The organism is Streptomyces sp. NPDC033180 (genome assembly GCF_055577645.1).
Map to the genome: position 1 here is coordinate 1 of NZ_JBVIPU010000014.1, position 24,749 is coordinate 24,749.

Here is a 24,749-nt window from a genome sequence, read left to right on the forward strand (position 1 = left end):
TGAACGAAGCCCACGCCGACGACGAGGCCCTCACCCTCCAACTCCCCAGCGACGGCAGCCAACGCGAACTGCGCTCCATCCTCGACTGGCTCGACTCCGCCGGCATCGAAGCCGACGAACTCACCGTCCACACCCCCGACCTCGACGACGTCTTCTTCGCCCTCACCGCCCCGGCCACCCTCCCCGGCCAGACCGACAACACCAAGGAGAACGTCCGATGAGCTCCCTCGCCCTCGCCGTCCGCGACTCGAACACGATGCTGCGCCGCAACCTCCTGCACGCCCGGCGCTACCCGTCCCTCACCCTGAACCTGCTGCTCACCCCGGTCATGCTGTTGCTGCTCTTCGTCTACATCTTCGGAGACGTGATGAGCGCGGGCATCGGCGGCGCGGACCGCTCCGACTACATCGCCTACATCGTCCCGGGCATCCTGCTGATGACCATCGGCTCCACCGTGATCGGGACCGCGGTGTCCGTCTCCAACGACATGACCGAGGGCATCATCGCCCGCTTCCGCACCATGAACATCCACCGCGCCTCGGTGCTCATCGGGCACGTGGCCGGCAGCGTGCTCCAGACGGTCATGAGTGTGGTCCTGGTCGGCGCCGTCGGCGTGGCCATCGGCTTCCGCTCCACGGACGCCACGGCCCTGGAGTGGCTCGCCGCCTTCGGGCTGCTCGCCCTGTTCGCCATGGCGCTCACCTGGGTAGCCGTCGGCATGGGTCTGGTCAGCCCGAACGCCGAGGCCGCCGGCAACAACGCCATGCCGATGATCCTGCTGCCGCTCCTGTCCAGCGCCTTCATCCCGGTCGACTCGATGCCGGGCTGGTTCCAGCCCATCGCCGAGTACCAGCCCTTCACGCCGGCCATCGAAACCCTGCGCGGCCTCCTGCTCGGCAGCGAGATCGGCAACAACGGATGGATCGCCATCGCCTGGTGCCTGGGACTGACCGTGCTCGGCTACTACTGGTCCAAGTCGAAGTTCAACGAGGACCCGAAGTAGGTCTCATGACACCGCGCAGCCGTCATGGCCCCGCGGGCAGCACCCGCAACTCGTCCCCTCAGCCCCCGAGTCATCCCCCGAGGCGGCGCACACCGACACCACGTCGGAGTGCGCCGCCTCGTCCTGCTTCTCCCGGCTTCGCCTACGTCGCCTACTTCTTCGTCAGGGCCTTCTGCATCTCGTCCAGGATCCTGTTCGCCGCCGTGTAGCCGATGCCCTGGATCCACAGCTCGTCGTCGACGGTGTGGACGTCGCCCTTCTTCACCGCGTTCATGTTCTTCCACAGGCCGCTGCCGACGGTCTGCGTCTGCTTGGACTTCTTCGGGTCGCCGTACGTGGAGCGGAAGATGACATCCGCGTCGGCGAGGTCGATCTTCTCGGGCGACACGTCGTACGAGAAGCCGTCCTTGGCCTTGGCCGCGATGGCAGGGCGGCCAAGACCCACGTCCTTGAGGAGCGTGGCGATGTACGTCCGCTCGCCGTAGATGCGGATGTCCGCGCCCTCCACGAAGCGCACGACGTTGACCTCCGTCGCCCTGGCCTTCGCCGGGCCGCCGACCGCGGTGGTGACCTTCTCGGCGTGCGCGTCGTACGCGGAGACGACCTTCTTCGCCTCGGCCTTCCTGCCCAGCGCGTCGGCGTGCACCTGGAAGTTCTCCTTCCAGGGGTGGCCGGTGTTCTCCGTCATCACGGTCGGCGCGATCTGCTTGAGCTGCTCGTACTTCCCGGCGTGCCGGATCTTGCTGGTGAGGATGACATCCGGATCGAGGGCCGCGATGGCCTCCATGTTCGGGTTCAGCATCTCGCCGACATCCTTGACGCCGCTGACCTCGTCCATGGGCAGGTAGCTCGGGAAGCCCGACGAAGCCTCGACGTGCGTGGAGCCGACCGGCCGCACGCCCAGCGTGATCGCGGAGTCCAGCTCGGCCGTGTCGAGGACGACGACCCGCTTCGGGGCGACAGGGACCTTCACGTCACCCATGGCGGTCCTGACGACGTGCGTCCTGCCCGCACCCGTACCGGAGTCGGAGTTCGTGTCCGAGTCCGACGATCCGCAGGCGGAGAGCGCGAGCGCGCCGCTGAGGGCGAGTGCCCCGGCGGCGAGGGCATGGCGGCGGTTCGCGGAGCGGGTCCTGGCGGTCACGGTCACAGTCATGGTCTCGGTCATGGCTTGTGGGCCACCTTTCGGTCGGATCGATCGGACGGGAGCCGCGGACGCGACCCGGCAGTCCACGGAGCCCCGGGAACGACCAGGGGCGACCCGGTCACCGGATCCGGCACCACCACACACTCCAGACCGAACACCTCGCGTACGAGATCCTCGGTGACGACATCGGCCGGTACGCCCTCGGCGACGATCCGGCCCGTCTTCATGGCGACGAGGTGATCGGCGTACCGGGCTGCCTGGTTGAGGTCGTGCAGCACGACGACCACGGTCCTGCCGCGCTCGCCGTCCGGACCTTCGGCGGCCAACTGGCGCACCAGGTCGAGCACTTCGACCTGGTGCGAGATGTCGAGATACGTCGTCGGCTCGTCCAGGAGCAGGATGTCCGTCTCCTGCGCGATGGCCATCGCGATCCACACCCGCTGGCGCTGACCGCCCGAGAGCTCGTCCACGGACCGCTCGGCGAGCGCGGCGACGTCGGTACGCTCCATCGCCTCCGTCACGGCCCGCTCGTCCTCGTCGGACCACTGTTGCCACCAGTGCTGATGCGGCTGGCGCCCGCGCGCGACCAGGTCGGCGACAGTGATCGCCTCGGGCGCGACGGGCGTCTGCGGAAGCAGCCCGATCTGCTGGGCGATCTTCCTGGTCGGCAGCTCGGCGAGCGCGTCGCCGTCGAGCAGGACCGCGCCGCGCTTGGGCTTGAGGAGGCGGCCGAGCGCACGCAGGGTGGTCGACTTCCCGCACGCGTTGGGGCCGACGATGACCGTGACCTTGCCGTCGGGCACCGCGAGTTCGAGCTCGTGCACGACTTCGCGGTCCTCGTAGGCGAGGGTCAGCTCGCGGGCGCTGAGGCGGGCGGCGGTCACGAGGTGCCTCCATGGCGGACGGAGCGGCTGCGGTCGCTGTGGCTTCGCACGATCAGCCAGATCAGGTACGGGGCTCCGACGCCCACCGTGAGAACGCCGACCGGCAGCTCCGTGGGCGAGAAGAGACGCCGGGCGAGCAGGTCGGCGACGACCACGATCAGCGCGCCGGTCAACGCCGAGCAGAGCAGCGGGATCTGCGCGGTGCGGGTCAGCCTGCGGGCGATCTGCGGGGCGAGTAGCGCCACGAAGTCGACGGGCCCCGCGGCGCCGGTCGCCACGGAGGCGAGGACGACGCCGAGCAGGACGAGACCGAGGCGTACGTGCCCCAGGCGCACTCCGAGCGCGGTCGCCGTGTCGTCGTCCATGGTCACCGAACGCTGGGCGCGGGCGGCCCAGAACACGAACGGGAGCAGGACGAGCAGGGTCAGGGCGAGCGGTGTCGCCTCCGTCCAGCCGCGCCCGTTGAGGGAGCCCGTCATCCAGATCTGCGCCTGCTGGGCGACGAGATAGTCGCCCTTGGTCATGAAGAGCGTGGTGACGGAGCGCAGGGCGATCGCGAAGCCGATGCCGATGAGCACGAAGCGGGTGGCGTGCAGGCCGCCGCGCCAGGCGAAGACGTACACGAGGGCGGCGGCAGCGACGCCGCCGAGCACCGAGAGGTAGGGCAGGACGGTGGCGGAGGTGACCCCGAGGGTCATCGCGCCCACCGTCAGGGCGCTCGCGCCCTGGCTGATGCCGATGATGTCGGGGCTGGCCAGGGGGTTGCGGGCGACGGTCTGGATGAGTCCGCCCGCGACACCGAATGCGGCGCCGACGAGGAGTCCGACGACCATGCGGGGTTCGCGCAGCGTTCCCACCACCAGTTCGTCGGGGGAGGGTTGCCCCGTCAGGACCTTCAGGACTTCGCCCGGCGCGACGAAGGACTCGCCCACGCAGAGGTACGCGAGGCAGCTCGCCGCCAGGAGCAGGGCTAGGCCGACCGCGGCCACGGCTGCACGCCGGTGGAGCAGGAAGGCGGCCTTCCGGAATCCCACCACTGCGTACCCGGCGGGTCGGATGCGGGTGATCGGGCGGGTGGGTGGGAGAGCTCCGCCGCGCAGCGGCGGTTCAGGAGATACCGAGGTCACGCCGCCACCGCCTTGCGGCGCACCAGGGTCACCAGGAACGGCACCCCGATCAGCGCCGTCATCACCCCGGCAGGCACCTCGCCAGGCGGAAAGATCACGCGCCCCACGGTGTCGGAGACGAGAAGCATCACGGGCCCGAGGACCGCGGCCATGGGAAGCACCCAGCGATGTCCACTGCCCACGATCGCGCGAGCGATGTGCGGGACGGCGAGCCCGATGAACGCGATGGGACCGGCCGCCGCGACCCCCGCCCCCGTGAGCACGGTCGCCCCGAGCCCTCCGACGATCCGCACGGTGGCGACCTTCTGGCCGAGCCCCTTGGCCACGTCCTCGCCGAGGGCGAGCGCGTCGAGCCCGCGCGCCACGGACAGCACGAGCACGAGCCCCACCAGGAGGAACGGCCAGATCTGCCCGACGATCTCCGCGTCGCGCCCGGAGAGCGAGCCCACCTGCCAGAAGCGGAACTCGTCCAGGGCGGACGCCTTGGTGGTGAGGATCCCGGTGGTCACGGACACCAGCAGCGCATTGATCGCGGCGCCGCCGAGGGCGAGCTTCACGGGGGTCGCCCCGCCCCGTCCGCTCGCGGCGATCGCGTACACCGCGACGGACGCGATGCCCGCGCCGACGAAGGCGTACCAGACGTATCCGGTCAGCGTGTGCACGCCCGCGAAGGCGATCGCCATCACCACACCCACCGACGCGCCCTGGCTGACGCCGAGGATGCCGGGGTCGGCGATGGGGTTCCGCGTGATGCCCTGCAGGACGGTGCCGGCGAGGGCGAGCGCGGCGCCGACCATCAGGCCGATGAGCGTGCGCGGCACCCGCATCTCGCGGATGACTTCGGCGGCGTCGCTGGGCCCGCCGTGCAGCAGGGCGTCGATGACGGCGGACGGCGCGATGGCGCGGGCGCCGACGGAGAGGCTGAACAGCACCGCGAGCAGCAGGGCCACGACGGCCACCGTCATCGCGACAGCGCGTCTGGCCGGCACACGCATCGGCTGAGCTCGTTTCGGTTCGGTGGAGCTGAGCGAGAGGGCTTGGTAAGGCTTGGCTAAGCGTAAGGGCGACCTCAATGCCGGTCACCCGGCCGTCGGGCCTCTGCACAATGGCTTCATGAGCTCCCGCGCCCTGACGGTCGGCTTCGACCTCGACATGACCCTGATCGACTCCCGCCCCGGCATCAAAGAGGCCTATCTGGCCCTCTCCGCCGAGACCGGAACGTACATAGACGCCGATCTCGCCATCAGCCGGCTCGGCCCGCCGCTCGAGGAGGAGCTGCGCAACTGGTTCCCGGCCGACCGGATCCAGGAGATGGGCGACCGCTACCGTGAGATCTATCCCACCTACGCCATCGCCCCCACGCTCGCGATGCCCGGCGCCCGCGAGGCGGTGGCCGCCGTCCGCTCCCACGGCGGCCGGGCGATCGTGGTGACCGCCAAGCACGAGCCCAACGCGAAGCTCCACCTGGCGCACCTCGGCATCGAGGCGGACGCGGTGATCGGCTGGCTGTGGGCGGAGGCGAAGGCGGAGGCGCTGCGCGAGCACGACGCGGCGGTGTACGTCGGTGACCACACCGGTGATGTACGCGGCGCGCGTACGGCGGGCGCGCTGTCCGTCGCGGTGGCGACCGGGCCGTGCGACGCAGCGGAACTGCGCGCGGCGGGCGCGGACATCGTGCTCACCGACCTGACGGAGTTCCCCGCCTGGCTCGACGGGTACGTCGCCGACGCCGCTTGAGCGTCGTCAGGCGGCCGCCGACCTGGCCTGGCGGCGCTGAACGGCGATACCGCGCAGCACCCCGGCCACGGCGATGAGGAATCCGACGCCCATCAGCATGCACACCGCGTACGCGATGGACGGGAAGGGGTCGGTGCCGAGGAACAGTGGGGCCACCGTGACCAAAGTGGCCACGGCTCCGACGAAGAAGACGATTGCTCCGGTCCGAACCAGGCCATCGCCCGGGCCGGCGGAATTCGCTTGGGTTTTGTCACGCACCCGACCAGGGTAGTTCCCAGCGCGAAGGAAGAAACCGGGGACGTCTTGTCACCGGCCCCCGGACCAATAGTCTTGGTTCCGGCGGGTCGAGCGACCCGCTGTAGTGCTATCCAGAGCCGTTTTCCGCGGCATAGACGCGTACGACGACAAGTACGAGGACGAGGACTTCAGGTGCCTACCGGCAAGGTCAAGTGGTTCAACAGTGAGAAGGGCTTCGGCTTTCTCTCCCGCGATGACGGCGGCGACGTCTTCGTGCACTCCTCCGTACTGCCCGCAGGTGTCGACACACTCAAGCCCGGCCAGCGCGTCGAGTTCGGCGTCGTCGCGGGCCAGCGCGGTGACCAGGCCCTGTCGGTCACGATCCTCGACCCGACGCCGTCCGTCGCGGCCGCGCAGCGGCGCAAGCCGGACGAACTGGCGTCCATCGTCCAGGACTTGACGACGCTCCTCGAAAACATCACGCCGATGCTGGAGAAGGGCCGCTACCCCGACAAGGCGTCGGGCGCGAAGATCGCCGGCTTGCTGCGGGCGGTCGCGGACCAGCTGGACGTCTAGGCCTCGGGCTCAGGCGGCAGGCTCAGGGGAACGCGAGCGCGGTCGGCGCGAGGGGCGGAACAAGCCCCTCCGCCGCGGCGCGCGTCAGAAGCCCGCGGATCGCCGCGTGGCCGCTCTCGCCCAGGTCGGCCGTGAACTCGTTCACGTACAGGCCGATGTGCTGGTCGGCGACGGCCGGGTCCATCTCCTGGGCGTGCTCCTGCACGTAGGGTCGCGAGGCCTCGGGGTCGTCCCAGGCCATGCGGACCGAGGTGCGCGTCGACCGGGCGAGCCGTTCCAGCGTCTTCGCGCCGAGGCTCCGCTTGGCGATGATCGCGCCCAGCGGGATGGGCAGGCCGGTCGTCCGCTCCCAGTGCTCGCCCATGTCGGCGAGGCAGTTGAGGCCGTAGTTCTGGTAGGTGAAGCGCGCCTCGTGGATGACGAGACCCGCGTCGACCTTGCCGTCCCGCACCGCGGGCATGATCTGGTCGAAGGGCAGCACGACGATCTCGCCCACGCCGCCGGCCAGCGTGTCCGCGGCCCAGAGCCGGAACAGCAGGTACGCCGTCGACTTCTCGCTCGGCACGGCGACGGTCTTGCCCGTGAGGTCGATCCCGGCCTCCCGCGTGAGCACCAGCGGACCGCAGCCACGCCCGAGCGCGCCGCCGCACGGCAGCAGGGCGTACTCGTCGAGGACGTAGGGCAGCACGGCGTACGACACCTTCAGGATGTCGAACTCGCCTCGCTCGGCCATGCCGTTGGTGATGTCGATGTCGGCGAAGGTCACATCGAGCGCGGGAGCGCCGGGCACACGGCCGTGGGCCCAGGCGTCGAAGACGAACGTGTCGTTCGGGCAGGGGGAGTAGGCGATCCGCAGGGGGTTCGCGTCGTGTGCGTCGTGCGCGTCCTGCGCGGGCGTTTCAGTCATGCCGTTTCCAACTCTCCAGTACGGGCGCGAATTTCCCGAACGCGTCTCCCAGCGCGCCCAGCGCCTCACCGATCCGCCAGGCTCCGCGGTCCCGGGGCCCGACGGCGTTGGAGACCGCGCGTATCTCCAGGACGGGCAGTGCGTACGCGGCGGCGGCCTCGGCGACCCCGAATCCCTCCATCGCCTCGGCGAGGGCTCGCGGATGCCGTCGGCGCAGCTCGGCGGCGCGCTCGGCGGAGCCGGTCACGGTGGAGACGGTCAGGACGGTGCCGGTGCGAGCGCCGCAGGCGGCGGCCAGATCCCGTACGAGGGAAAACGGCGGCCGGTGGGTGACGGCACCGAACCCGAGTTCGGTGACGGGCAGGAAGCCGTCGGGCGTCTCGGCGCCCAGATCGGCCGCGGTGATCTCGTCGGCGATGACCAGGGAGCCGAGAGGCGCGTCAGGCTGGAAGCCGCCACCGATCCCGGCGGAGATCACCAGGTCGTACGGGGCGCGCGCGAGGGCGGCCGCCGTGTGCGCACCGGCGGCTGCCGGGCCGACACCGACGGCGACGGCGTCGGCGTGCGGGGGCAGCAGGTCGGCCACCGCGTCCCGTTCGGCGGGGACAGCGGTGGCTACCAGTACGCGGGGAAAGGACCGCAAGGGAGGGGTCAGGCGTCCTTCTTGAGCTTGAACGACCACAGGCCGGTCGCCTTGGCCGACGAGCCCTTGCCGCCCTCGAGGAGGCTGACGGTGGTGGAGTTGGTCCCGCCGCCGTACTGCTGGTTGAAGAAGACGCTGCCGGGGATGACGACGTACGTCTTGTTGCTCGCCTCGGTCAGCGGCTGACCGTTCATCAGAAGCGTCCAGCCCTTGTCGGCGACCTCGGGGTCGACGCCGAAGCGGACCTTCTCGTCGGGGTCGACCTTGATGGACTGGACGTCCTTCTCCTTGAGGCAGCCCTGCAGCTGGGACTGCTCGAGCTCCTTGCCGTCGTTGTAGCAGGAGGCCTCGGTGTTCACCGAGTCGCTGCCGACCGTGACGGTGGCGAGCGGCGTCGGCTTGTCGCAGGCCGACAGGACGAGGAGTCCGGCGGATACGGCGCCAAGGGCGGCCACGGAACGGCGACGGCGTGCCGGCTTGAGGACGTGTGCGGCTCCGCCGCGGAGCAGGGAGGTCATGGGCGAAGGCTATCGGGCACCCCGTGCCGTCTCGCCACGTGGGGGTCGCGGCGTGCCGCACCTGTTGGTTTGTCGGACTCACACCACCCGTTGGCGGCGCTTCCCGCCGTGCCGGGCCGCCGAGAGCAGGCCCCGCGCGGTCGTCAGCCAGCCGATGGCGACGATCCCCGCGGCCACCGCGAGCCCCAGTGACCCGATCAGCGGCAGGGCCATGCCGATACCACCGCCCACCACCCACGCCATCTGAAGGATGGTCTCCGAGCGGGCGAAGGCGGAGGTCCGCACTTCCTCCGGTACGTCCCGCTGGATCAGCGCGTCCAGGGAGAGCTTCGACATCGCCTGCGCGAAGCCCGCCACCGCGCCGAGGCAGGCGACGCCCACCGCCCCGAAGAACACCGCCGCGGTGATCGCCACACCGAGGACGACGGCGACGACGGTCACGATGATGACCTCCGGCGCCCGGGATCTCAGTCCGGCGCCGACAGCGGTGCCGAGCGCGTTGCCCACGCCGGCCGCGACACCCACTATCCCCAGGGACACCGCGGCGCTCTGGCCGCCGAGCGGTTCCTCGCGCAGCAGGAAGGCGAGGAAGAAGATGAGGAAGCCGGAGAGACAGCGCAGTGAGGCGTTGACGGTGAGGGCGTGCGTGACGGCGGGCCCGACCGTACGCAGCCCCAGGCGCCGCTTCTTGGACGTGTCCGTGGCGGCTTCGGCGCGCGCGTGCAGATGCAGATGCTCCTCGTCGGCCGCGAGCAGCGCCTTGTGCTCCCCCTTCGCCGAGTCGACCTTCGGCGGCAGCGAGAGGGAGAGGAACATCCCGACGACGAAGAGCACGAAGGCGCCGTACAGCGGCCAGCGTGGCCCGAGCGCCTGCAGCCCCGCGCCGATCGGGGCCGCGATCCCGGTGGCGAGCAGGCCGCCGAGCGTGACTCTGGAGTTGGCTTTGACCAGGGAGAAGCCCTTGGGCAGCAGCCGGGGCACCACGGCGCTGCGTACGACTCCGTACGCCTTGGATGCGACCAGGACGCCGAGCGCCGCCGGATAGAGCTCCAGGCTCCCGGTGATCACCGCTTCGGACAGCAGCAGGGCGAGGAGGGCGCGGGCCAGCATCGCGGCGGCCATCGCATAGCGGCGGCCGTGCGGGAGGCGGTCCAGGAGGGGGCCGATGACGGGCGCGAGCAGAGTGAAGGGCGCCATGGTGATGGCGAGATAGAGGGCGACACGGCCGCGCGCCTCGTCCGTCGGCACGGAGAAGAAGACGGTCGACGCGAGCGCGATGGTGATCATGACGTCGCCCGCGCCGTTCACGGCGTGCAGCTCGATGAGCTTGCCGAGCCCCGACTCGCCCGCGCCGTGCGCGTGCGTGGCCTTGCGGATGCCGCGGGCTGTGCCGGTGAAGGGCAGGTGCAGGGCGCGGCCGACCCAGCGGGCGGCTCGGTTCAGCACCGAACCCCGACCGCTGACTCCTTGGGACGACGACCTTGCGGCAGCCACCTCGTCATAGTGCCCCCTTATGGCCCGCACTAGTGCGTATCGACTGCCGGGTAATCGGGTGGGCGGGTGGGAAACCGCCGCGAAGCGGCATCGGGCCGGGCCCACGGCAGAGGGGCGGGCACGCCGGTGTAGGCCCAGGGGCCAGGAGAAGGTAGCGTGCGTAGCGCGCCTGCGGCGGTTGTTCTTGGCCGCGCGCCTCTCGGTCATCCCGCAGAATGGATGACGTAGGTGCGCCCGAGGACGTTCGGGCGCGGACGTCGACGCGGCCCTTTGGTCCGCTCCGTCCGCACTCCCGCGTATGGGTGGCGCACTCGTGAGACGGCGTAATGGAGAAGCGATACCTGTGAGCGCAGCGACAACGCGAAGCCGTACCCCGCGTACCCCGCGTACTCCCGACCGCCTGTGCGCCGAGGCGGTGGGACTGGCACGGGACGCGGCCGAGGAGGCCGCCGCGCCCGGTGTGGTCGGTGAGCACGTCGAGGTCGTGGTCGAGGGCGACCGCGTCGTCACGCACCTGTTCGAGTGCAAGGAGTTCGGCTACCGCGGCTGGCGCTGGGCCGTGACGGTGACCCGCGCCTCGCGGGCCAAGGTCGTCACGCTCGACGAGACGGTGCTGCTTCCCGGCCCGGATGCTCTCCTCGCCCCCGAGTGGGTGCCGTGGAGCGAGCGGCTGCGCCCCGGTGACATGGGTCCGGGGGACCTGCTCCCCACGGACGCGGAGGATCTGCGCCTGGAGCCCGGCTACTCGGGCGAGGAGGAGCCGCCGCCGAACTCCGTGTTCTCGGAGGAGATGGCGGAGCTGGTCGAGGCGGAGGACGCCGAGGTGACGGCGGGGCCGCCCGCCGAGCTGCCCGCGGCGCCCGCGCGCGGCTCGATCGCCGCGATCGCCGACGAGCTGGGCATGCGCAGGGCGCGTGTCCTGTCCCGGTACGGCCTGCACACCGCGGCGGACCGCTGGGAGGAGTCGCACGGCGCGAAGACGGCGATGGCGCAGGCGGCGCCCGCGTCCTGCGTCAGCTGTGGCTTCCTTGCCCCGATCGGCGGATCGCTCGGCCAGGCATTCGGTGTGTGCGCGAACGAGTTCGGTCCCGCGGACGGGCATGTGGTCTCCCTCGCGTACGGCTGCGGGGGCCACTCGGAGGCGGCCGTGATGCCTACGCCGTCGCGGCCCGCCGCGCCCGTCCTCGACGAGACCCGGGTGGACGTCCTGCCGCTGCGGCCCGCGCCCGACTCGGGCTCGGTGCCGGTGGAGGGGGCGCCGGAGGAACTCGGCCACAGCTGAGCTCCCGCTGGGGGTGGCGGAGGGGGCTCGCCCCGGGAGCGGGGCTGTGCCTCCCCTGCGGGTGCTGCCCGGCCCCCTCGCCTGCGGCCCGGCGGGCGCCCTACCGCGCTCCGCGCGGGTTCTCCCCCACCCACCCGCCCGATTGCCCCGGGTGTGCCTTCGGTGGCTTGTGCCTGTTCTCTGCCTGCGGCTGGGTGGTTGTTCGTGCCCGCGCTCCGCGCGGATCTTTCCCGCCCGCCCACCCGATCACCCCGGGGCGATCGGGTGGGCGGCCGGGAAACACTCGCGCGGAGCGCGGGGAATGTGCACCGGCCGCACGACAACGAATTTCCCGCAGCCCACGGCGCTCCTACGGGGGGGGCTGGTGCTGCGGGGTGATCGGCCGGGTGGCCGGGAAACACTCGCGCGGAGCGCGGGGAATGTGCACCGGCCGCACGACAACGAATTTCCCGCAGCGCACGGCGCTTCTACGGGGGGGCTGGTGCTGCGGGGTGATCGGGCGGGTGGGTGGGAAAGGCCCGCGCGAAGCGCGGAAGGCGACATCCGGCCCGCGGGTGACACTCGGCCCCCGCCCGGCGCGAGGAGGCGGCCGCCGGCCCGCGGCGCCCGGCACGGGAACCGGCCCCCGGCCCCCGGTTGGGACACTGCCGCCCCCGGCAGGGCAGGTGCGGTCCAGCCAGGCGGCCAGCCACCCGCGTCGGGGAAACCGCAGGACGCGGTACCGTTCGCCCCGCGAACCGAGCGAGGGAGACGACACCGTGAGCAAGACCGTGCGGCCGGCGGCCGAGGGTACTGACCCGTTCGGCACGGCACGGCTCCGGCGGGGGGTCCTCGACGCCTGGGCGGCGAGCCCGGCCCGGTTCCGGGAGGACGCCAACGCCGAGGAGGACCTCGCACTCGGTGGGTACAGGGACCGCCTGATCGTGGAGCTCGCGCAGAACGCCGCCGACGCCGCGGCCCGCGCCGGCGCTCCGGGCCGCCTCGCCCTCACCCTCCGGGACGGCGTACTCGCCGCCGCCAACAACGGCACACCCCTCGACGCCACCGGCGTCGAGTCCCTCTCCACCCTCCGCGCCTCTGCCAAGCGGGAGGAGCAAAAGGAGGAGAAGGACAACGGCGCCGTCGGGCGGTTCGGCGTCGGCTTCGCCGCCGTCCTCGCCGTATCGGACGAGCCCGCCGTCGTGGGACGTACCGGCGGCGTCCGCTGGTCCCTGAGCGAGGCACGCGAACTCGCCGCCGACACCGCCCGCTTCAGCCCCGGCCTCGGAGACGAGGTCCGGCGCCGCGACGGCCACGTGCCTCTCCTGCGGCTGCCCTTCGCCGCCGAAGGCTCCGCCCCGGAGGGGTACGACACCGTCGTCATCCTGCCCCTGCGGGACGCCGCCGCCGAGGACCTCGTCGTACGACTCCTCGATGAGATCGATGACGCTCTTCTGCTGGCACTCCCGGGGCTCGAAGAAGTCGTCGTCCAAATCGGCGACCACGCCACCCGCACCCTGCGCCGCACCGCCGAACCCGGCTACGTGGACGTCTCCGACAGCCGCGACGGCGACACCCGCTGGCGCACCGTCAGCCGGCGGGGCGCGCTCCACAAGGACCTCCTGGCCGACCGGCCCGTCGAGGAGCGGCTGCGGCCCCACTGGTCCGTCACCTGGGCCGTCCCCACCGACCGCGAGGGCGCCCCGCGCACCCCCCGCAGCGCCCCCGTCCTGCACGCCCCGACCCCGAGTGACGAGCCACTCGGGGTGCCTGCCCTGCTCATCGCCTCGTTCCCGCTGGACACGACCCGGCGGCACGCGGCGCCCGGGCCCCTGACCGACTTCCTCGTGCAGCGCGCGGCCGACGCGTACGCCGAACTCCTCGCCGACTGGCGGCCCGTCGGGGAAGGCATCATCAGCCTGGTCCCCGGCCCCCTCGGCAAGAGCGAGCTCGACGGCGCCCTGCGCCAGGCCATCCTCGACCGGCTGCCCCGTACGGCATTCCTGCCGCCCGCGGTGGAGCCCGTGCCCCAGGAAGACCCCGACGTACCCGAGTGGCAGGTCCCCGTCGCGCTGCGGCCGCGTGACGCGGAGGTCGTGGAGGGCGCCGGCGCCGACACCGTACGCGTGCTCGCCGATGTACTGCCCAGCCTGCTGCCCGCAGGACTTGAGCGGCGTGCCGAGCTCCGCACCCTCGGCGTCGCCCGCGTACCGCTGACCGAGGCGATCGACCGCCTCGCCGGTCTGGAGCGGGAGCCGGGGTGGTGGCGGGGGCTGTACGACACCCTCGCCGGTGTCGACCCCGACCGCCTGACCGGGCTTCCCGTTCCTCTGGCTGACGGGCGCACCACCATCGGGCCCCGCCAGGTCCTCCTGCCCGTCACCGGCGACGACAGCGACCCCGCGGCCCTGGTCCGCCTCGGCCTGAAGGTCGCCCACCCCGACGCCGTGCATCCCCTCCTGGAGAAGCTCGGCGCCCTGCCCGCCACGCCCCGCGCCGTCCTGACGACCCCGCAGGTCCGCGCCGCCGTCGCAGCGTCCCTCGACGACGACACGTGGGACGAGGACGCCCTGGACGCCGAGGATCTCGCGGACACCGTGCTCTCGCTCGCCCGTGACGCGAACCTCGCGCCCGGCGACGAGCCCTGGCTCGGCGCGCTCGCGCTGCCCGACGAGGAGGGCGAGCTCGCTCCCGCCGGTGAACTCGTTCTGCCCGGCAGCCCCTTCGCCCAGGTCATGCGCGAGGACGAACTCGCCACGGTGGACGCCGAGCTCGCCGAGCGCTGGGGCGAGCAGCCGCTGGCCGCCTGCGGTGTGCTCGCCACCTTCGCCCTTGTCCGCGCCACGGACGTCGTACTCGACCCCGACGAACTGGAGCCGCGCGACGGCGACTTCGCGGAGCCCGACGACGCGGGGCTGCTCGACGCGGTCGACGTGTGGTGCGAGGACACCCTCGACCGGCTGCCGGAGACTTCCGTCCCGCCGGTCGCCACCGAGATCATCGCCGTACGGGACCTGGACCTGGTCGACGACGACTGCTGGCCGCGGGCCCTTGCGATGCTCTCGCGCCCGCCGCTGCGGGACGCCCTCACGCAGCCGCTGCGGATTCTGCTCCCGGACGGCACGACGGAGAGCGTCCGGTCGTACACGGCCTGGTGGCTGCGCGGCAATCCCGTCCTCGGCGGCAGGCGTCCCGCCGGCCTTCGGGCCTCGGGCGGCGATCCGCTGCTCGAAGGGCTCTACGACGCCGCCGACGCCGCCGGTTTCGACGACGAGCAGGTGCTTCGCGCGCTCGGCGTCCGCACGTCGGTCGCCGCCCTCCTGGAGGAGCCCGGCGGCGCGGCCGAGCTGCTGGACCGGCTCGCGGACCCGGAGAGGACCGTTTCGGCGGGCCAGCTGCACGCCCTGTACGGCGCCCTCGCCGATCTGGACCCGGAGCAGGTGACGCTGCCGGACGAGGTGCGAGCCGTCGTGGACGGCGAGGTCGTGGTGGTCGACGTGGCGGACGCGGTCGTCGCCGACGCCCCCGACCTGCTGCCGCTGACCGGAGGTGTGGCGCTGCTGCCCGTGGAGCCCCGCAAGGCCCATGACCTGGCCGAGCTGTTCCAGGTGCGCAGGCTGAGCGAGACGGCGGCCGTGGAGCCCGCGGGCGACGGCGCCGAGCATCCGGTGCCGGACGCGGTGCGGATCCTGCTCGGACCGGCCACCCCGGAGACGTACGTCGAGCACGAGGAGCTCATCGCGGGCGGCGTCGAGCTGGACTGGCGCCGGACCCCGGACGGCACGGTCCACGCCGCCACGCTGGAGGGCGTGGCGGCCGGTCTCGCCTGGGCGGCGGGCCAGTGGCCGCGCCGCTTCGAGGTGGCGGCGCTGCTCGAAGACCCCTCGCGGACCGAGGAACTGGAGCGGGACCGCTGGTTCGACTGACTCTGCGTCTGGGGTGCGGGTGCGGGTGCGATGCGGGAGCGGGGTGCCTGGGGCTGCGGTTGGCTGCGGGTGTGTCGTGGTTGTTCGCGCTGTTCCTCGCGCCCCTTGGGGTCTGCCGGTTTCGTCGCCGGGCGGCGGGTGTGTCGTGGTTGTTCGCGCTGCTCCTCGCGCCCCTTGGGGTCTGCCGGTTTCGTCGCCGGGTGGCGGGTGTGTCGTGGTTGTTCGCGCTGTTCCTCGCGCCCCTTGGGTCCGCCGGGTTCGTCGCCGGGTGGGAGTGGTCACGAAATCTTCACTTCCCGTACAACCAGAGGCCCCGGTCGAGGGTCTGATCATCCGAGTCAACAGACTCCTAGATCACTGGGCCCCGCGTGACAGCTGGCAACGCACCGCGGAGCCCCCTTCCCAACTGGGGAAACACATGCGCATCCGTGCCACCGTGGCCGCACTGACCGGCACCCTGGCCCTTTCCGCACTCGTCGTCCCGGCCGCTCAGGCCGTCGACGGCCCGAACACCCCGAAGCAGCCGGCCACCTTCGCCGCCAAGGCGGGCGCGGCCGTGGGCGACACCAAGATCACGAAGATCACCGTCAACGGTGGCAAGGACATCGTGGTCGGCACCAGCGAGAAGAAGACGATCACCATCGCCGTCACCGCGACGGACCCGTCCGGCATCGAGGACGCCGTCGCCTTCCTGTGGCACGGCAAGAACTTCGACGACCCGGAGACCATCGACGGCTCGATGGTCCCGGAGACCGAGAACGGCAAGTGCACGGCCGTGAACGCGACCACCTCCACCTGCACGGTGAAGGTCGTCGCCGACCCGAAGTCGAACATCTACAGCAACGTCCTGGCCGGCAAGTGGAAGGTCTGGACGATAGCCCAGGGCAAGGACGGGGACCACGTCTCCAACGACGACTACCCGACGAGCGTCTCGGTGAAGCGGGCCTCCCGCCTCACCACCAACGCCTCCCCGGAGCCCGTCAAGAAGGGCAGGACCCTCACGGTCACCGGCGCCCTGACCCGCGCCAACTGGGACAGCGGCAAGTACGCGGGCTACACCAAGCAGTCCGTGAAGCTCCAGTACAAGAAGAAGGGTGCGGCCTCCTACTCCACCCTCAAGACCATCACGTCCGACACCAAGGGCAACCTGAAGACGACCGTGAAGGCCTCCGCCGACGGCTACTTCCGCTACGTCTTCGCCGGTACGTCCACGACCCCGGCCGTGACGTCGACCAGCGACTTCGTCGACGTTCAGTAAGAACTACGCCGGAAAGCGTCGGCCGACCCAGCGGAAGATGACCTCGATGACCAGTGAGGCCGCCGCCGCGATCGCGACCGCCGCCCACGGCATCGTCGTGCCGACCAGCTTCAGCTGGAAGAAGTCCTGAAGCCACGGCACGGTGAGCACCAGCAGGAAGCCGAGACCCATCGCGGAGATCAGGCCGAGCCGCCACCACGTGTAGGGGCGGGCGATGATCGCGAGGACCCACATGGCGATCAGGAACAGCGCCAGCGTGGCCGCGCTGGTCTCGGCTTCCCGCGCGCCCGTGCCCGAGTAGTGGCTGCGCGCCAGGAGGTACGTACAGAAGGTGGCGGCGCCCGCGACGACTCCGCCCGGGATCGCGTACCGCATGACCCTGCGTACGAAGTGGGGCTTGGCCCGCTCCTTGTTGGGCGCGAGGGCGAGGAAGAAGGCCGGGACGCCGATCGTCAGGGTCGAGAGCAGCGTCAGGTGGCGCGGCAGGAACAAGTACTCCACCTGCGAGCAGACCACGAGCAGCGCGATGACGACCGAGTAGACCGTCTTGACCAGGAACAGCGTCGCGACCCGCGTGATGTTGCCGATGACCCGGCGGCCCTCCGCGACCACCGAGGGCAGCGTCGCGAAGCTGTTGTTCAGGAGCACGATCTGGGCGACCGCACGCGTCGCCTCCGAGCCCGAGCCCATCGAGACGCCGATGTCGGCGTCCTTCAGGGCCAGGACGTCGTTCACGCCGTCGCCCGTCATCGCGACCGTGTGCCCGCGTGACTGCAGGGCGCCCACCATGTCGCGCTTCTGCTGCGGGGTGACGCGGCCGAAGACGGAGTTGGCGTCCAGGGCCTCGGCCATCTCGCCCTGCTCCGCGGGCAGCTTGCGGGCGTCCACGGTGTTCTCCGCGCCCGGCAGGTTCAGCTTCCCGGCGACCGCGCCCACGGACACCGCGTTGTCACCGGAGATGACCTTCGCGCTGACGTCCTGCTCCTCGAAGTACCGCAGGGTGTCGGCGGCGTCCGGGCGCAGCCGCTGCTCCAGGACCACCAGGGCGGTGGCGCGGGCCCCTGTCGCCACGTCCGGGTCGTCCAGTTCACCGGCGGCGCGGGCGAGCAGCAGTACGCGCAGGCCCTGCTGGTTGAGGCCGTCGATCTCGGCGAGGGACGGGTCGCCGTCGGGCAGCAGCACGTCGGGGGCGCCGAGCAACCACGCCGAGCTGTTGCCGTCACCCTCGCTGAAGGAGGCACCGCTGTACTTGCGGGCCGATGAGAAGGGCAGCGACTCGGTGCAGCGCCACTCCTCGCTGTCGGGGTAGGAGTCGATGATCGCCTGGAGTGACGCGTTCGGCCGCGGGTCGGACTCGCCCAGGGCGCCGAGGACCTTGCGTACGTACGCCTCGTCCGTGCCGTTCAGGGGACGCAGCTCGGTGACGTCCATGCCGCCCTCGGTGAGGGTGCCGGTCTTGTCGAGGCAGACCGTGTCGACGCGGGCCAGGCCCTCGATGGCGGGCAGCTCCTGGACGAGGCACTGCTGGCGGCCGAGGCGGATCACGCCGATCGCGAAGGCGACCGACGTGAGGAGCACGAGCCCCTCCGGGATCATGGGGACGATTCCGCCCACGGTGTAGGCGATGGACTCCTTGAAGTTGTCGTCCTTGACGACGAGCTGGCTGATGATGAGGCCGATCGAGGTCGGGATCATCAGCCACGTCACGTACTTGAGGATCGTGGAGATGCCGTTGCGCAGCTCGGAGTTGACGAGCGTGAAGCGCGACGCCTCTTCGGCGAGCTGCGCCGCGTAGGCCTCGCGGCCCACCCTGGTGGCGGTGAACGCGCCGCCGCCCGCGACCACGAACGAGCCCGACATCATCCTGTCGCCGGGCTGCTTGATGACCGGGTCGGCCTCACCGGTCAGGAGCGACTCGTCGACCTCCAGGCTCTCGGTCTCGACCGCCTCGCCGTCCACGACGATCTTGTCGCCGGGCCCCAGCTCCACCAGGTCGCCGAGGACGATCTCGGAGGTGGAGATCTCGGCCGCCGTGCCGTCGCGCCGCACGGTCGGTTTCGCCTCGCCGATGACCGCGAGTCCGTCCAGGGTCTTCTTGGCGCGCAGCTCCTGGATGATGCCGATGCCCGTGTTGGCGACGATCACGAAGCCGAAGAGGGAGTCCTGGATCGGCGCGACGAAGAGCATGATCACCCAGAGCACGCCGATGATCGCGTTGAAGCGGGTGAAGACGTTCGCCCGGACGATCTCGGTGGCGGAACGGGAACTGCGGACGGGTACGTCGTTGACCTCGCCGCGTGCGACCCGCTCGGCGACCTCGTCCGCGCTCAGACCCGTCGCGCGTCCGGAGGGCGGTGCCACCGGGTGGACCGGGTCGAGCTCGGCGCCCGCGTCGATATGCGTCATGCCCTCGACCGTAAGGGCGGGGCGGGGGCTTCACCCCTTGAGTGCCCCAAAGATCCGACCACGGTAGGACACGGACACTCCCGTGGTTGTACGTACGGAATCCGTCAGGGGCGCGCGACTCCGCTTACGCCGCCGGTCACTCGGCGGGGGCCGCTGCCTTGCGCTCCGCGTCCCGCTTGATCGCCGCGTCGCGGCCCCGCACGTACCAGATGCCGATGAGGCCGAGGCCCGCTCCGGCCAGGCAGGTCCACACCCACCAGGTCGCGTCGCGGTCGTCGAACCAGCCGTAGAACGGCAGCTGCACCAGGAAGAGGACGAACCAGAGGATCGTGCCGCCCGTGATGGTGGCGACGACGGGGCCCTCCAGGGGCTCCGGCGCGTCGTGCTTGGGGGTCCACTTCTCCATGCGCACAGCTTACGAGGCGGCGGCTCGGGGCCCCGACGCGGTCGGGTGCACCCCTGTGCCACAAGGGTCTACGCGCGGAGATAGCGCATTTCCCTTCATGTATTCATACTGAAACGGCTCATTAATGGCCGATTGCTTTCGTACGAAGATACAAGTTCGTTCGGGTTCGGCGCATCTCCCGCACGTCTCTCCCATCACAGGTCATGAGGTCCCCCATGCCCCCCTCGGCCACTGCTCCGGTCGACGCCAAGCCGCCGCACCCGAATTCCCCGCAGGGGGGCCTCGACAGGTACTTCAAGATCACGGAGCGGGGCTCGACCCTGGCCAGGGAAGTCCGCGGCGGCTTCGCCACCTTCTTCGCGATGGCCTACATCATCGTGCTCAACCCGATCATCCTGGGCAGCGCGAAGGACATGTACGGGCACCAGCTCGACAACGGCCAGCTGGTGACCGCCACCGCCCTGGTCGCCGCCTTCACCACGCTGCTGATGGGCGTCATCGGCAACGTACCGATCGCGCTCGCCGCCGGGCTCGGCGTGAACACCGTGGTCGCCCTCCAGCTCGCGCCCCGCATGTCGTGGCCCGACGCGATGGGCATGGTCGTCCTCGCGGGCTTCGTCGTGATGCTCCTTGTCGCGACCGGCCTGCGGGAGCGCGTGATGAGCGCGGTGCCGCTGGGTCTGCGCAAGGGCATCGCGATCGGCATCGGCCTCTTCATCATGCTGATCGGCCTCGTCGACTCCGGCTTCGTCTCGCGCATGCCGGACGCCGCGCACACCACGGTCCCGCTGCAGCTGGGCGGCGACGGACACCTCAACGGCTGGCCCGTGCTCGTCTTCGTGCTCGGCGCGGTGCTCACGCTCTGCCTGCTCGTGCGCAAGGTGCCGGGCGCGATCCTCATCAGCATCGTCGTCATGACGATCGTCGCGATGATCATCAACGCGGTCGCGACCGTGCCCTCCTGGGGCCTGACGACCCCCGAGTGGCCCGGCAACCCCGTCGCGACCCCGGACTTCGGCCTCGTCGGTCAGGTCAGCCTGTTCGGCGGCTTCGACAAGGTCGGCCTGCTGACCGGCATCCTCTTCGTCTTCACCGTGCTGCTGTCCTGTTTCTTCGACGCCATGGGCACGATCATGGGCGTCGGCGACGAGGCGAAGCTGACCGACGCCAAGGGCAACATGCCGGGCATGAACAAGGTGCTGTTCGTCGACGGCATCGCGGTCGCCGCGGGCGGCGCCTCGTCCTCGTCGGCCACCACCTGCTTCGTGGAGTCCACGGCGGGCGTCGGCGAAGGCGCCCGTACGGGCTTCGCCAACATCGTCACCGGCGGTCTCTTCGCCGTGGCGCTGTTCCTCACGCCCATCGCGACGATGGTCCCGTCCCAGGCGGCCACGCCCGCGCTGCTCGCGGTCGGCTTCCTGATCCTGTCCGGCTCGATCGGTCAGATCGACTGGACGGACTTCACCATCGCCATCCCGGCGTTCCTGACGATGATGATGATGCCGTTCACGTACTCGATCACGAACGGCATCGGCATCGGCTTCATCAGCTTCACCGCGCTGAGGCTGGCCGCAGGCCGTGGGCGGGAGGTGCCGGTCGCCATGTACGTGGTGTCGGCGGTGTTCGGGTTCTACTACCTGATGCCGGCGCTGGGGCTTACGTAGGTTCGTTGTTCTCCGCGGGCCCGTGGGGGCTGGGCGCGCAGTTCCCCGCGCCCCTTCGGGCGCGTCAGGCCACCCCGTAGAACTTTTCCGTCTCTTCGACGGCCGTGCGGAAACGCTCGTCGAAGTCACCGCGAATGAGCGTCCCGACCACGTAGTCCTGGACGCTCATTCCCCTTTTCGCGGCGTGCTGCTTGAGCCGGTCGAGCAGCTCACCGTCTATTCGCAGGCTGAGCACTGTCGATGCCATGCGTGACAGGGTCCATGCCGCCCAGCGGCCCTTGTCCTACTTTCCGCAGTCACCTCACTCATATGGGTGACGAAAGGGTTCTGTGACGCGTAACGCGGGAATCCGGGTGGTCCTTAGCTAGAGTAATGAGTTACTCTAACGAACATGCCGGACCTCTCCCATGGTGACGACGCCGCCGCCGTGAACTCCCTGCGCTCCGCCGTGATGCGCCTGTCCCGTCGACTCAAGCACCAGCGGGTCGACGAGTCGCTGAGCCCCACCGAGATGTCGGTGCTCGGCACCCTCGCCCGCTGCGGCCACGCCACCCCCGGTGAGCTGGCCCGCAAGGAACACGTGCAGCCGCCGTCGATGACCCGCATCGTCGCGCTGCTCGAAGCCAAGGGTCTCGTCCGGCTCGAGCCGCACCCCGAGGACCGCCGCCAGAAGGTGGTGACCCAGACGGAGACGGCCGAGGCCATGCTCGAGGAGAGCCGCCGCAAGCGGAACGCCTGGCTGGCCGGCCTGGCCGAGCATCTCGACGAGGACGAGTGGGAGCGACTGCGCGCCGCGGCGCCCGTCCTGGAGAAGCTCGCACATCTGTAGACAGCTGTAGACAGCGCGCGCGGCGGCCCCGCCCGCCGCGTGTCCGTACGACGCCAAGGAGGCGAACGCACTTTGAGTACGGGATCCGGAGCAGACTCCGCCCCCGCACCAACCACCCTCGACAAGACCCCCGCCAAGTCGTCGATGTTCAGCTCGCTGAAGATCCGCAACTACCGGCTCTTCGCCTCCGGCGCCGTTGTCTCCAACACCGGCACGTGGATGGCCCGCATCACCCAGGACTGGCTGGTCCTGAGCCTCACCGGCTCCTCGGCCGCGGTCGGCATCACCACCGCGATGCAGTTCCTGCCGATGCTTCTGTTCGGCCTGTACGGCGGCGTCATCGCCGACCGCTTCGCCAAGCGGAAGCTGCTCTTCTGCACCCAGGGCGCGATGAGCATCAGCGGCCTGTTCCTGGCCGCGCTCACCCTGAGCGGCAACGTCCAGGTCTGGCACGTCTACCTCGCGGCGTTCTTCACGGGTCTCGTCACGGTCGTCGACAACCCGACCCGGCAGTCCTTCGTGTCCGAGATGGTCGGCCCCGACCAGGTGCGCAACGCGGTCAGCCTGAACTCCGCCAACTTCCAGTCCGCCCGCCTCATCGGCCCCGCGGTGGCCAGTGGCCTCACCGCCGCCGTCGGCCCCGGCTGGGCGTTCCTCGCCAACGGCCTGTCCTTCCTCGCGCCGCTCACCGGCCTGATGCTGATGCGCACCCGCGAGCTGCACCCCACCCCGCGCAAGCCGCGCGGCAAGGGACAGCTGAAGGAGGGCCTGAACTACGTCTCCAAGCACCCCGAGCTGATCTGGCCGATCGTCCTCGTCGGCTTCGTCGGCACCTTCGGGTTCAACTTCCCGATCTGGCTGAGCGCCTTCGCGAACGACATCTTCCACGGCGGCGTGGGGATGTACGGGCTTTTCAACACCCTGATGGCGATCGGCTCGCTGGCCGGCGCGCTCCTCGCCGCGCGGCGAGGGACTTCACGCCTGCGGCTGCTCGCCGGGGCCGCGATCGCCTTCGGTGTTCTGCAGATCGTGGCCGCGTTCGCGCCCGACCTGTGGATGTTCGTCGCGCTGATCGTGCCCATCGGCATCCTCGGCCTGACGGTGAACGTCACCGCCAACTCCTCGGTCCAGATGGCCACCGACCCCGAGATGCGCGGCCGCGTCATGTCCCTCTTCATGATGGTCTTCACCGGCGGCACGCCGCTCGGCGGCCCGCTCTTCGGCTGGCTCGCCGACGCGTACGGCGTGCGCGTCAGCATGGCCGCCGGCGGCCTCATCTGCGCCGTGGCCGCGGTCGGCGTCGGCCTGATGCTGGCCCGCGCCGCGAACCTGCGGCTCAAGGTGGATCTGCGGCGCGGGCGGCAGCACGTGCAGTTCGTGCCGCGGGAACAGCTGGCGACGGCGGCGTAGGCCGTTTCCGGTCCGGCTACGACACCCGCCGGGCCAGGATCTGGCCCGGCCAGGTGCCGTCCTGCTCGACGAAGGACTCGGTCCGTGTGAAGCCGTTGCGCTCGTAGAACGCCACGAGCTTGCCGTCACCGCCCGCGTAGCAGTCGACCCGGAGCAGGGAGATCCCCTGCTTCCGGGTCTCCTCGGCCGCGTGCGCCAGGAGGGCGGCGCCCGCGCCCGTGCCGTGCCGGGAGGCCAGCAGGTGGATGTACCGCTCCGGTTCGTCCACCGGCGGGATGTACGACCCCGGCCCGTCGGTCAGCGTGACCGTGCCGACCGGCTGTCCGCCGATCTCCGCGATCCAGGCGGAGCCGGTGGTCAGGTACTTCTCGACCAGAGCGATGGTCTTGGGGTTCGTCGACCAGGGTTTGTCGCCCCACTGCCCGGTGCGACCCTGCGACACGAGCCAGGCGACGGCTTCGTCGAAGAGGGCGAGAACGGTGGGGATGTCGTCGGGGCCGGCGGGGCGGATGGTTATGTGGCTGTCCATGCGGCCATCCTTCCCCCAGGCCGCTGGATTTCAGCCGTCCGCTATTTGAGGACCGGGGTTTGGGGCGGAGCCCCCTGCGCGGCGGAGCCGCCAATAGATGCAGTCGGGAAGGGGTGGGGTTGGGGAAGAGAACCGCCGGAGGCGAGACTCACCCCATGAGACTCTTCGCGGCCCTCCTGCCGCCCCCCGCGGCGGCGGACGAACTGGCCCACGCAGTGGAGAAGTTGAAGCCCCTCCCCGGCGCCGAAGCCCTCCGCTGGACGCCCCGCGAGAGCTGGCACTTCACGCTCGCCTTCATGGCGGAAGTACCAGACGAGGTGGTCCCGGAGCTCTCCACCCGCCTGGAGCGAGCCGCGCACCGCACACCCCCCTTCCCCCTGGCCCTCCACGCCGGCGGCCACTTCGGCGACCGCGCCCTGTGGGCAGGCGCCCGCGGCGACGTGGAAACCCTGCGCCTCCTCGCCCAGCGGGCGGACGCCGCAGCCCGCAAGTCCGGCATCACCATGGAGGAGCACCGCCACTACCGCCCGCACCTGACCCTGGCCCGCGGCCACGGGGAGCCGTCCCTGCGCGCGTACGCCGACGCCCTCGCGGACTTCGAGGGCTCGGAGTGGACCGTGGCCGAGCTGACCCTCGTACGAAGCAATCTGCCCGTGAGCGGGATGCCGGGGGAGCGGCCCCGCTATGAGGTGGTCGGTCGATGGCCGCTGGGCGGAGCCGGTTAACCTCGACTACGTGGACCCGAAAACCAGGAACCAAATCATGGCCGGTGTGCTCGTGCTGATGT

23 protein-coding genes and 1 pseudogene are annotated in these 24,749 nt (G+C 70.9%); 11 read left to right on the forward strand and 13 right to left on the reverse strand.

All coding sequences use genetic code 11. The features are described 5' to 3' along the window. Together ACZ5WE_RS29990 and ACZ5WE_RS29995 are read left to right on the forward strand one after the other, a co-directional pair. Positions 1-221: pseudogene (locus ACZ5WE_RS29990) on the forward strand (ABC transporter); the annotation flags it as partial. Further along, positions 218-1,003, forward strand: coding sequence for an ABC transporter permease (locus tag ACZ5WE_RS29995; protein ID WP_467689795.1), 786 nt, complete (start codon positions 218-220; stop codon positions 1,001-1,003). The pseudogene ACZ5WE_RS29990 and the gene ACZ5WE_RS29995, both read left to right, overlap by 4 nt. Positions 1,004-1,154: 151 nt before the next feature. Here ACZ5WE_RS29995 and ACZ5WE_RS30000 read toward each other — a convergent pair whose 3' ends face one another. Genes ACZ5WE_RS30000 through ACZ5WE_RS30015 form a run of 4 tightly spaced genes read right to left on the reverse strand, consistent with a single transcriptional unit; the run spans position 1,155 to position 5,156 of the window. Next, complete coding sequence (locus ACZ5WE_RS30000; protein WP_467689793.1) at positions 1,155-2,171, reverse strand: ABC transporter substrate-binding protein; 1,017 nt, start codon at positions 2,169-2,171, stop codon at positions 1,155-1,157. Continuing rightward, positions 2,168-3,034 carry an ABC transporter ATP-binding protein gene (locus ACZ5WE_RS30005; protein WP_467689791.1) on the reverse strand — a complete coding sequence of 289 codons (867 nt, stop codon included), beginning with the start codon at positions 3,032-3,034 and terminating at the stop codon, positions 2,168-2,170. The genes ACZ5WE_RS30000 and ACZ5WE_RS30005 overlap by 4 nt, the downstream gene beginning before the upstream one ends. After that, entirely contained in the window at positions 3,031-4,134 is a 1,104-nt protein-coding gene (locus tag ACZ5WE_RS30010; RefSeq protein ID WP_467689832.1) for a FecCD family ABC transporter permease, read from the reverse strand. The genes ACZ5WE_RS30005 and ACZ5WE_RS30010 overlap by 4 nt, the downstream gene beginning before the upstream one ends. 23 nt (positions 4,135-4,157) lie before the next feature. After that, complete coding sequence (locus tag ACZ5WE_RS30015) at positions 4,158-5,156, reverse strand: FecCD family ABC transporter permease (RefSeq protein WP_467689789.1); 999 nt, start codon at positions 5,154-5,156, stop codon at positions 4,158-4,160. 118 nt (positions 5,157-5,274) lie between these two features. Between ACZ5WE_RS30015 and ACZ5WE_RS30020 the strand changes: the two genes are divergently transcribed. Continuing rightward, positions 5,275-5,898: an HAD family hydrolase gene (locus ACZ5WE_RS30020; protein WP_467689788.1), complete on the forward strand. Its 624-nt coding sequence runs from the start codon at positions 5,275-5,277 to the stop codon at positions 5,896-5,898. A gap of 6 nt (positions 5,899-5,904) precedes the next feature. Here the strand turns inward: ACZ5WE_RS30020 and ACZ5WE_RS30025 are convergent, their stop codons facing one another. After that, the gene (locus ACZ5WE_RS30025) at positions 5,905-6,156 is read right to left on the reverse strand and encodes a hypothetical protein (RefSeq protein ID WP_467689786.1); all 252 of its coding nucleotides are present in this window, start codon (positions 6,154-6,156) and stop codon (positions 5,905-5,907) included. A gap of 171 nt (positions 6,157-6,327) precedes the next feature. Here ACZ5WE_RS30025 and ACZ5WE_RS30030 point away from each other — a divergent pair, with 171 nt between their 5' ends. Then, positions 6,328-6,711 (forward strand): cold-shock protein, encoded by a 384-nt coding sequence (locus tag ACZ5WE_RS30030; protein WP_055701393.1) that lies wholly within the window; start codon positions 6,328-6,330, stop codon positions 6,709-6,711. Positions 6,712-6,733: 22 nt separating this feature from the next. On the opposite strand, the gene ACZ5WE_RS30035 is transcribed toward ACZ5WE_RS30030, so the two are convergent. From ACZ5WE_RS30035 to ACZ5WE_RS30050, 4 genes are all read right to left on the reverse strand, one after another. Next, a complete protein-coding gene (locus ACZ5WE_RS30035) occupies positions 6,734-7,618 on the reverse strand; it encodes a 1,4-dihydroxy-6-naphthoate synthase (protein ID WP_467689784.1) in 885 nt (294 codons plus the stop codon). Then, the gene (locus ACZ5WE_RS30040) at positions 7,611-8,300 is read right to left on the reverse strand and encodes a futalosine hydrolase (RefSeq protein ID WP_467689783.1); all 690 of its coding nucleotides are present in this window, start codon (positions 8,298-8,300) and stop codon (positions 7,611-7,613) included. Before ACZ5WE_RS30040 ends, ACZ5WE_RS30035 begins: the two co-directional genes overlap by 8 nt. Further along, positions 8,270-8,779 (reverse strand): DUF2771 domain-containing protein, encoded by a 510-nt coding sequence (locus ACZ5WE_RS30045; protein ID WP_467689781.1) that lies wholly within the window; start codon positions 8,777-8,779, stop codon positions 8,270-8,272. The genes ACZ5WE_RS30040 and ACZ5WE_RS30045 overlap by 31 nt, the downstream gene beginning before the upstream one ends. A 78-nt stretch (positions 8,780-8,857) precedes the next feature. Continuing rightward, entirely contained in the window at positions 8,858-10,225 is a 1,368-nt protein-coding gene (locus tag ACZ5WE_RS30050; RefSeq protein ID WP_467689831.1) for an MFS transporter, read from the reverse strand. A gap of 391 nt (positions 10,226-10,616) precedes the next feature. Here ACZ5WE_RS30050 and ACZ5WE_RS30055 point away from each other — a divergent pair, with 391 nt between their 5' ends. The 3 genes from ACZ5WE_RS30055 (at position 10,617) to ACZ5WE_RS30065 (ending at position 16,718) form a co-directional block, all read left to right on the forward strand. Beyond that, a complete protein-coding gene (locus ACZ5WE_RS30055; RefSeq protein WP_467689779.1) occupies positions 10,617-11,555 on the forward strand; it encodes a DUF3027 domain-containing protein in 939 nt (312 codons plus the stop codon). A 758-nt stretch (positions 11,556-12,313) separates the two neighbouring features. Beyond that, entirely contained in the window at positions 12,314-15,460 is a 3,147-nt protein-coding gene (locus ACZ5WE_RS30060; RefSeq protein WP_467689777.1) for a sacsin N-terminal ATP-binding-like domain-containing protein, read from the forward strand. A 418-nt stretch (positions 15,461-15,878) separates the two neighbouring features. After that, positions 15,879-16,718 carry a DUF5707 domain-containing protein gene (locus ACZ5WE_RS30065; protein ID WP_467689775.1) on the forward strand — a complete coding sequence of 280 codons (840 nt, stop codon included), beginning with the start codon at positions 15,879-15,881 and terminating at the stop codon, positions 16,716-16,718. Positions 16,719-16,721: 3 nt separating this feature from the next. Here the strand turns inward: ACZ5WE_RS30065 and ACZ5WE_RS30070 are convergent, their stop codons facing one another. Together ACZ5WE_RS30070 and ACZ5WE_RS30075 are read right to left on the reverse strand one after the other, a co-directional pair. Continuing rightward, positions 16,722-19,124 carry an HAD-IC family P-type ATPase gene (locus ACZ5WE_RS30070; RefSeq protein ID WP_467689773.1) on the reverse strand — a complete coding sequence of 801 codons (2,403 nt, stop codon included), beginning with the start codon at positions 19,122-19,124 and terminating at the stop codon, positions 16,722-16,724. Between the two features lie 136 nt (positions 19,125-19,260). Next, a complete protein-coding gene (locus ACZ5WE_RS30075) occupies positions 19,261-19,530 on the reverse strand; it encodes a DUF2530 domain-containing protein (protein ID WP_467689771.1) in 270 nt (89 codons plus the stop codon). 215 nt (positions 19,531-19,745) lie between these two features. Between ACZ5WE_RS30075 and ACZ5WE_RS30080 the strand changes: the two genes are divergently transcribed. Then, entirely contained in the window at positions 19,746-21,194 is a 1,449-nt protein-coding gene (locus ACZ5WE_RS30080; RefSeq protein WP_467689769.1) for an NCS2 family permease, read from the forward strand. A gap of 64 nt (positions 21,195-21,258) precedes the next feature. Here the strand turns inward: ACZ5WE_RS30080 and ACZ5WE_RS30085 are convergent, their stop codons facing one another. After that, positions 21,259-21,441, reverse strand: a complete 183-nt coding sequence (locus ACZ5WE_RS30085) for a ribbon-helix-helix protein, CopG family (RefSeq protein ID WP_467689767.1) — start codon at positions 21,439-21,441, stop codon at positions 21,259-21,261. A gap of 144 nt (positions 21,442-21,585) precedes the next feature. Here ACZ5WE_RS30085 and ACZ5WE_RS30090 point away from each other — a divergent pair, with 144 nt between their 5' ends. Both ACZ5WE_RS30090 and ACZ5WE_RS30095 read left to right on the forward strand, forming a co-directional pair. Beyond that, positions 21,586-22,023 (forward strand): MarR family winged helix-turn-helix transcriptional regulator, encoded by a 438-nt coding sequence (locus ACZ5WE_RS30090; protein ID WP_367043108.1) that lies wholly within the window; start codon positions 21,586-21,588, stop codon positions 22,021-22,023. Positions 22,024-22,095: 72 nt separating this feature from the next. Further along, positions 22,096-23,433, forward strand: a complete 1,338-nt coding sequence (locus ACZ5WE_RS30095; protein WP_467689766.1) for an MFS transporter — start codon at positions 22,096-22,098, stop codon at positions 23,431-23,433. 16 nt (positions 23,434-23,449) lie between these two features. On the opposite strand, the gene ACZ5WE_RS30100 is transcribed toward ACZ5WE_RS30095, so the two are convergent. Next, a complete protein-coding gene (locus tag ACZ5WE_RS30100; RefSeq protein ID WP_467689765.1) occupies positions 23,450-23,962 on the reverse strand; it encodes a GNAT family N-acetyltransferase in 513 nt (170 codons plus the stop codon). Positions 23,963-24,117: 155 nt separating this feature from the next. On the opposite strand from ACZ5WE_RS30100, the gene thpR reads away from it, so the two are divergent. Next, positions 24,118-24,687: an RNA 2',3'-cyclic phosphodiesterase gene (gene thpR, locus ACZ5WE_RS30105; protein WP_467689763.1), complete on the forward strand. Its 570-nt coding sequence runs from the start codon at positions 24,118-24,120 to the stop codon at positions 24,685-24,687. Positions 24,688-24,749 lie beyond the last annotated feature (62 nt).

What these genes read in the sequence shown, in the direction of transcription:
- ACZ5WE_RS29995 (WP_467689795.1), top strand. Translation starts at nt 218, where the DNA reads ATGAGCTCCCTCGCCCTCGCCGTCCGCGACTCGAACACGATGCTGCGC.
- ACZ5WE_RS30000 (WP_467689793.1), bottom strand. Translation starts at nt 2,171, where the DNA reads ATGACCGAGACCATGACTGTGACCGTGACCGCCAGGACCCGCTCCGCG.
- ACZ5WE_RS30015 (WP_467689789.1), bottom strand. Translation starts at nt 5,156, where the DNA reads ATGCGTGTGCCGGCCAGACGCGCTGTCGCGATGACGGTGGCCGTCGTG.
- ACZ5WE_RS30020 (WP_467689788.1), top strand. Translation starts at nt 5,275, where the DNA reads ATGAGCTCCCGCGCCCTGACGGTCGGCTTCGACCTCGACATGACCCTG.
- ACZ5WE_RS30035 (WP_467689784.1), bottom strand. Translation starts at nt 7,618, where the DNA reads ATGACTGAAACGCCCGCGCAGGACGCGCACGACGCACACGACGCGAAC.
- ACZ5WE_RS30045 (WP_467689781.1), bottom strand. Translation starts at nt 8,779, where the DNA reads ATGACCTCCCTGCTCCGCGGCGGAGCCGCACACGTCCTCAAGCCGGCA.
- ACZ5WE_RS30065 (WP_467689775.1), top strand. Translation starts at nt 15,879, where the DNA reads ATGCGCATCCGTGCCACCGTGGCCGCACTGACCGGCACCCTGGCCCTT.
- ACZ5WE_RS30070 (WP_467689773.1), bottom strand. Translation starts at nt 19,124, where the DNA reads ATGACGCATATCGACGCGGGCGCCGAGCTCGACCCGGTCCACCCGGTG.
- ACZ5WE_RS30075 (WP_467689771.1), bottom strand. Translation starts at nt 19,530, where the DNA reads ATGGAGAAGTGGACCCCCAAGCACGACGCGCCGGAGCCCCTGGAGGGC.
- ACZ5WE_RS30080 (WP_467689769.1), top strand. Translation starts at nt 19,746, where the DNA reads ATGCCCCCCTCGGCCACTGCTCCGGTCGACGCCAAGCCGCCGCACCCG.
- ACZ5WE_RS30085 (WP_467689767.1), bottom strand. Translation starts at nt 21,441, where the DNA reads ATGGCATCGACAGTGCTCAGCCTGCGAATAGACGGTGAGCTGCTCGAC.
- ACZ5WE_RS30090 (WP_367043108.1), top strand. Translation starts at nt 21,586, where the DNA reads ATGCCGGACCTCTCCCATGGTGACGACGCCGCCGCCGTGAACTCCCTG.
- ACZ5WE_RS30100 (WP_467689765.1), bottom strand. Translation starts at nt 23,962, where the DNA reads ATGGACAGCCACATAACCATCCGCCCCGCCGGCCCCGACGACATCCCC.
- thpR (WP_467689763.1), top strand. Translation starts at nt 24,118, where the DNA reads ATGAGACTCTTCGCGGCCCTCCTGCCGCCCCCCGCGGCGGCGGACGAA.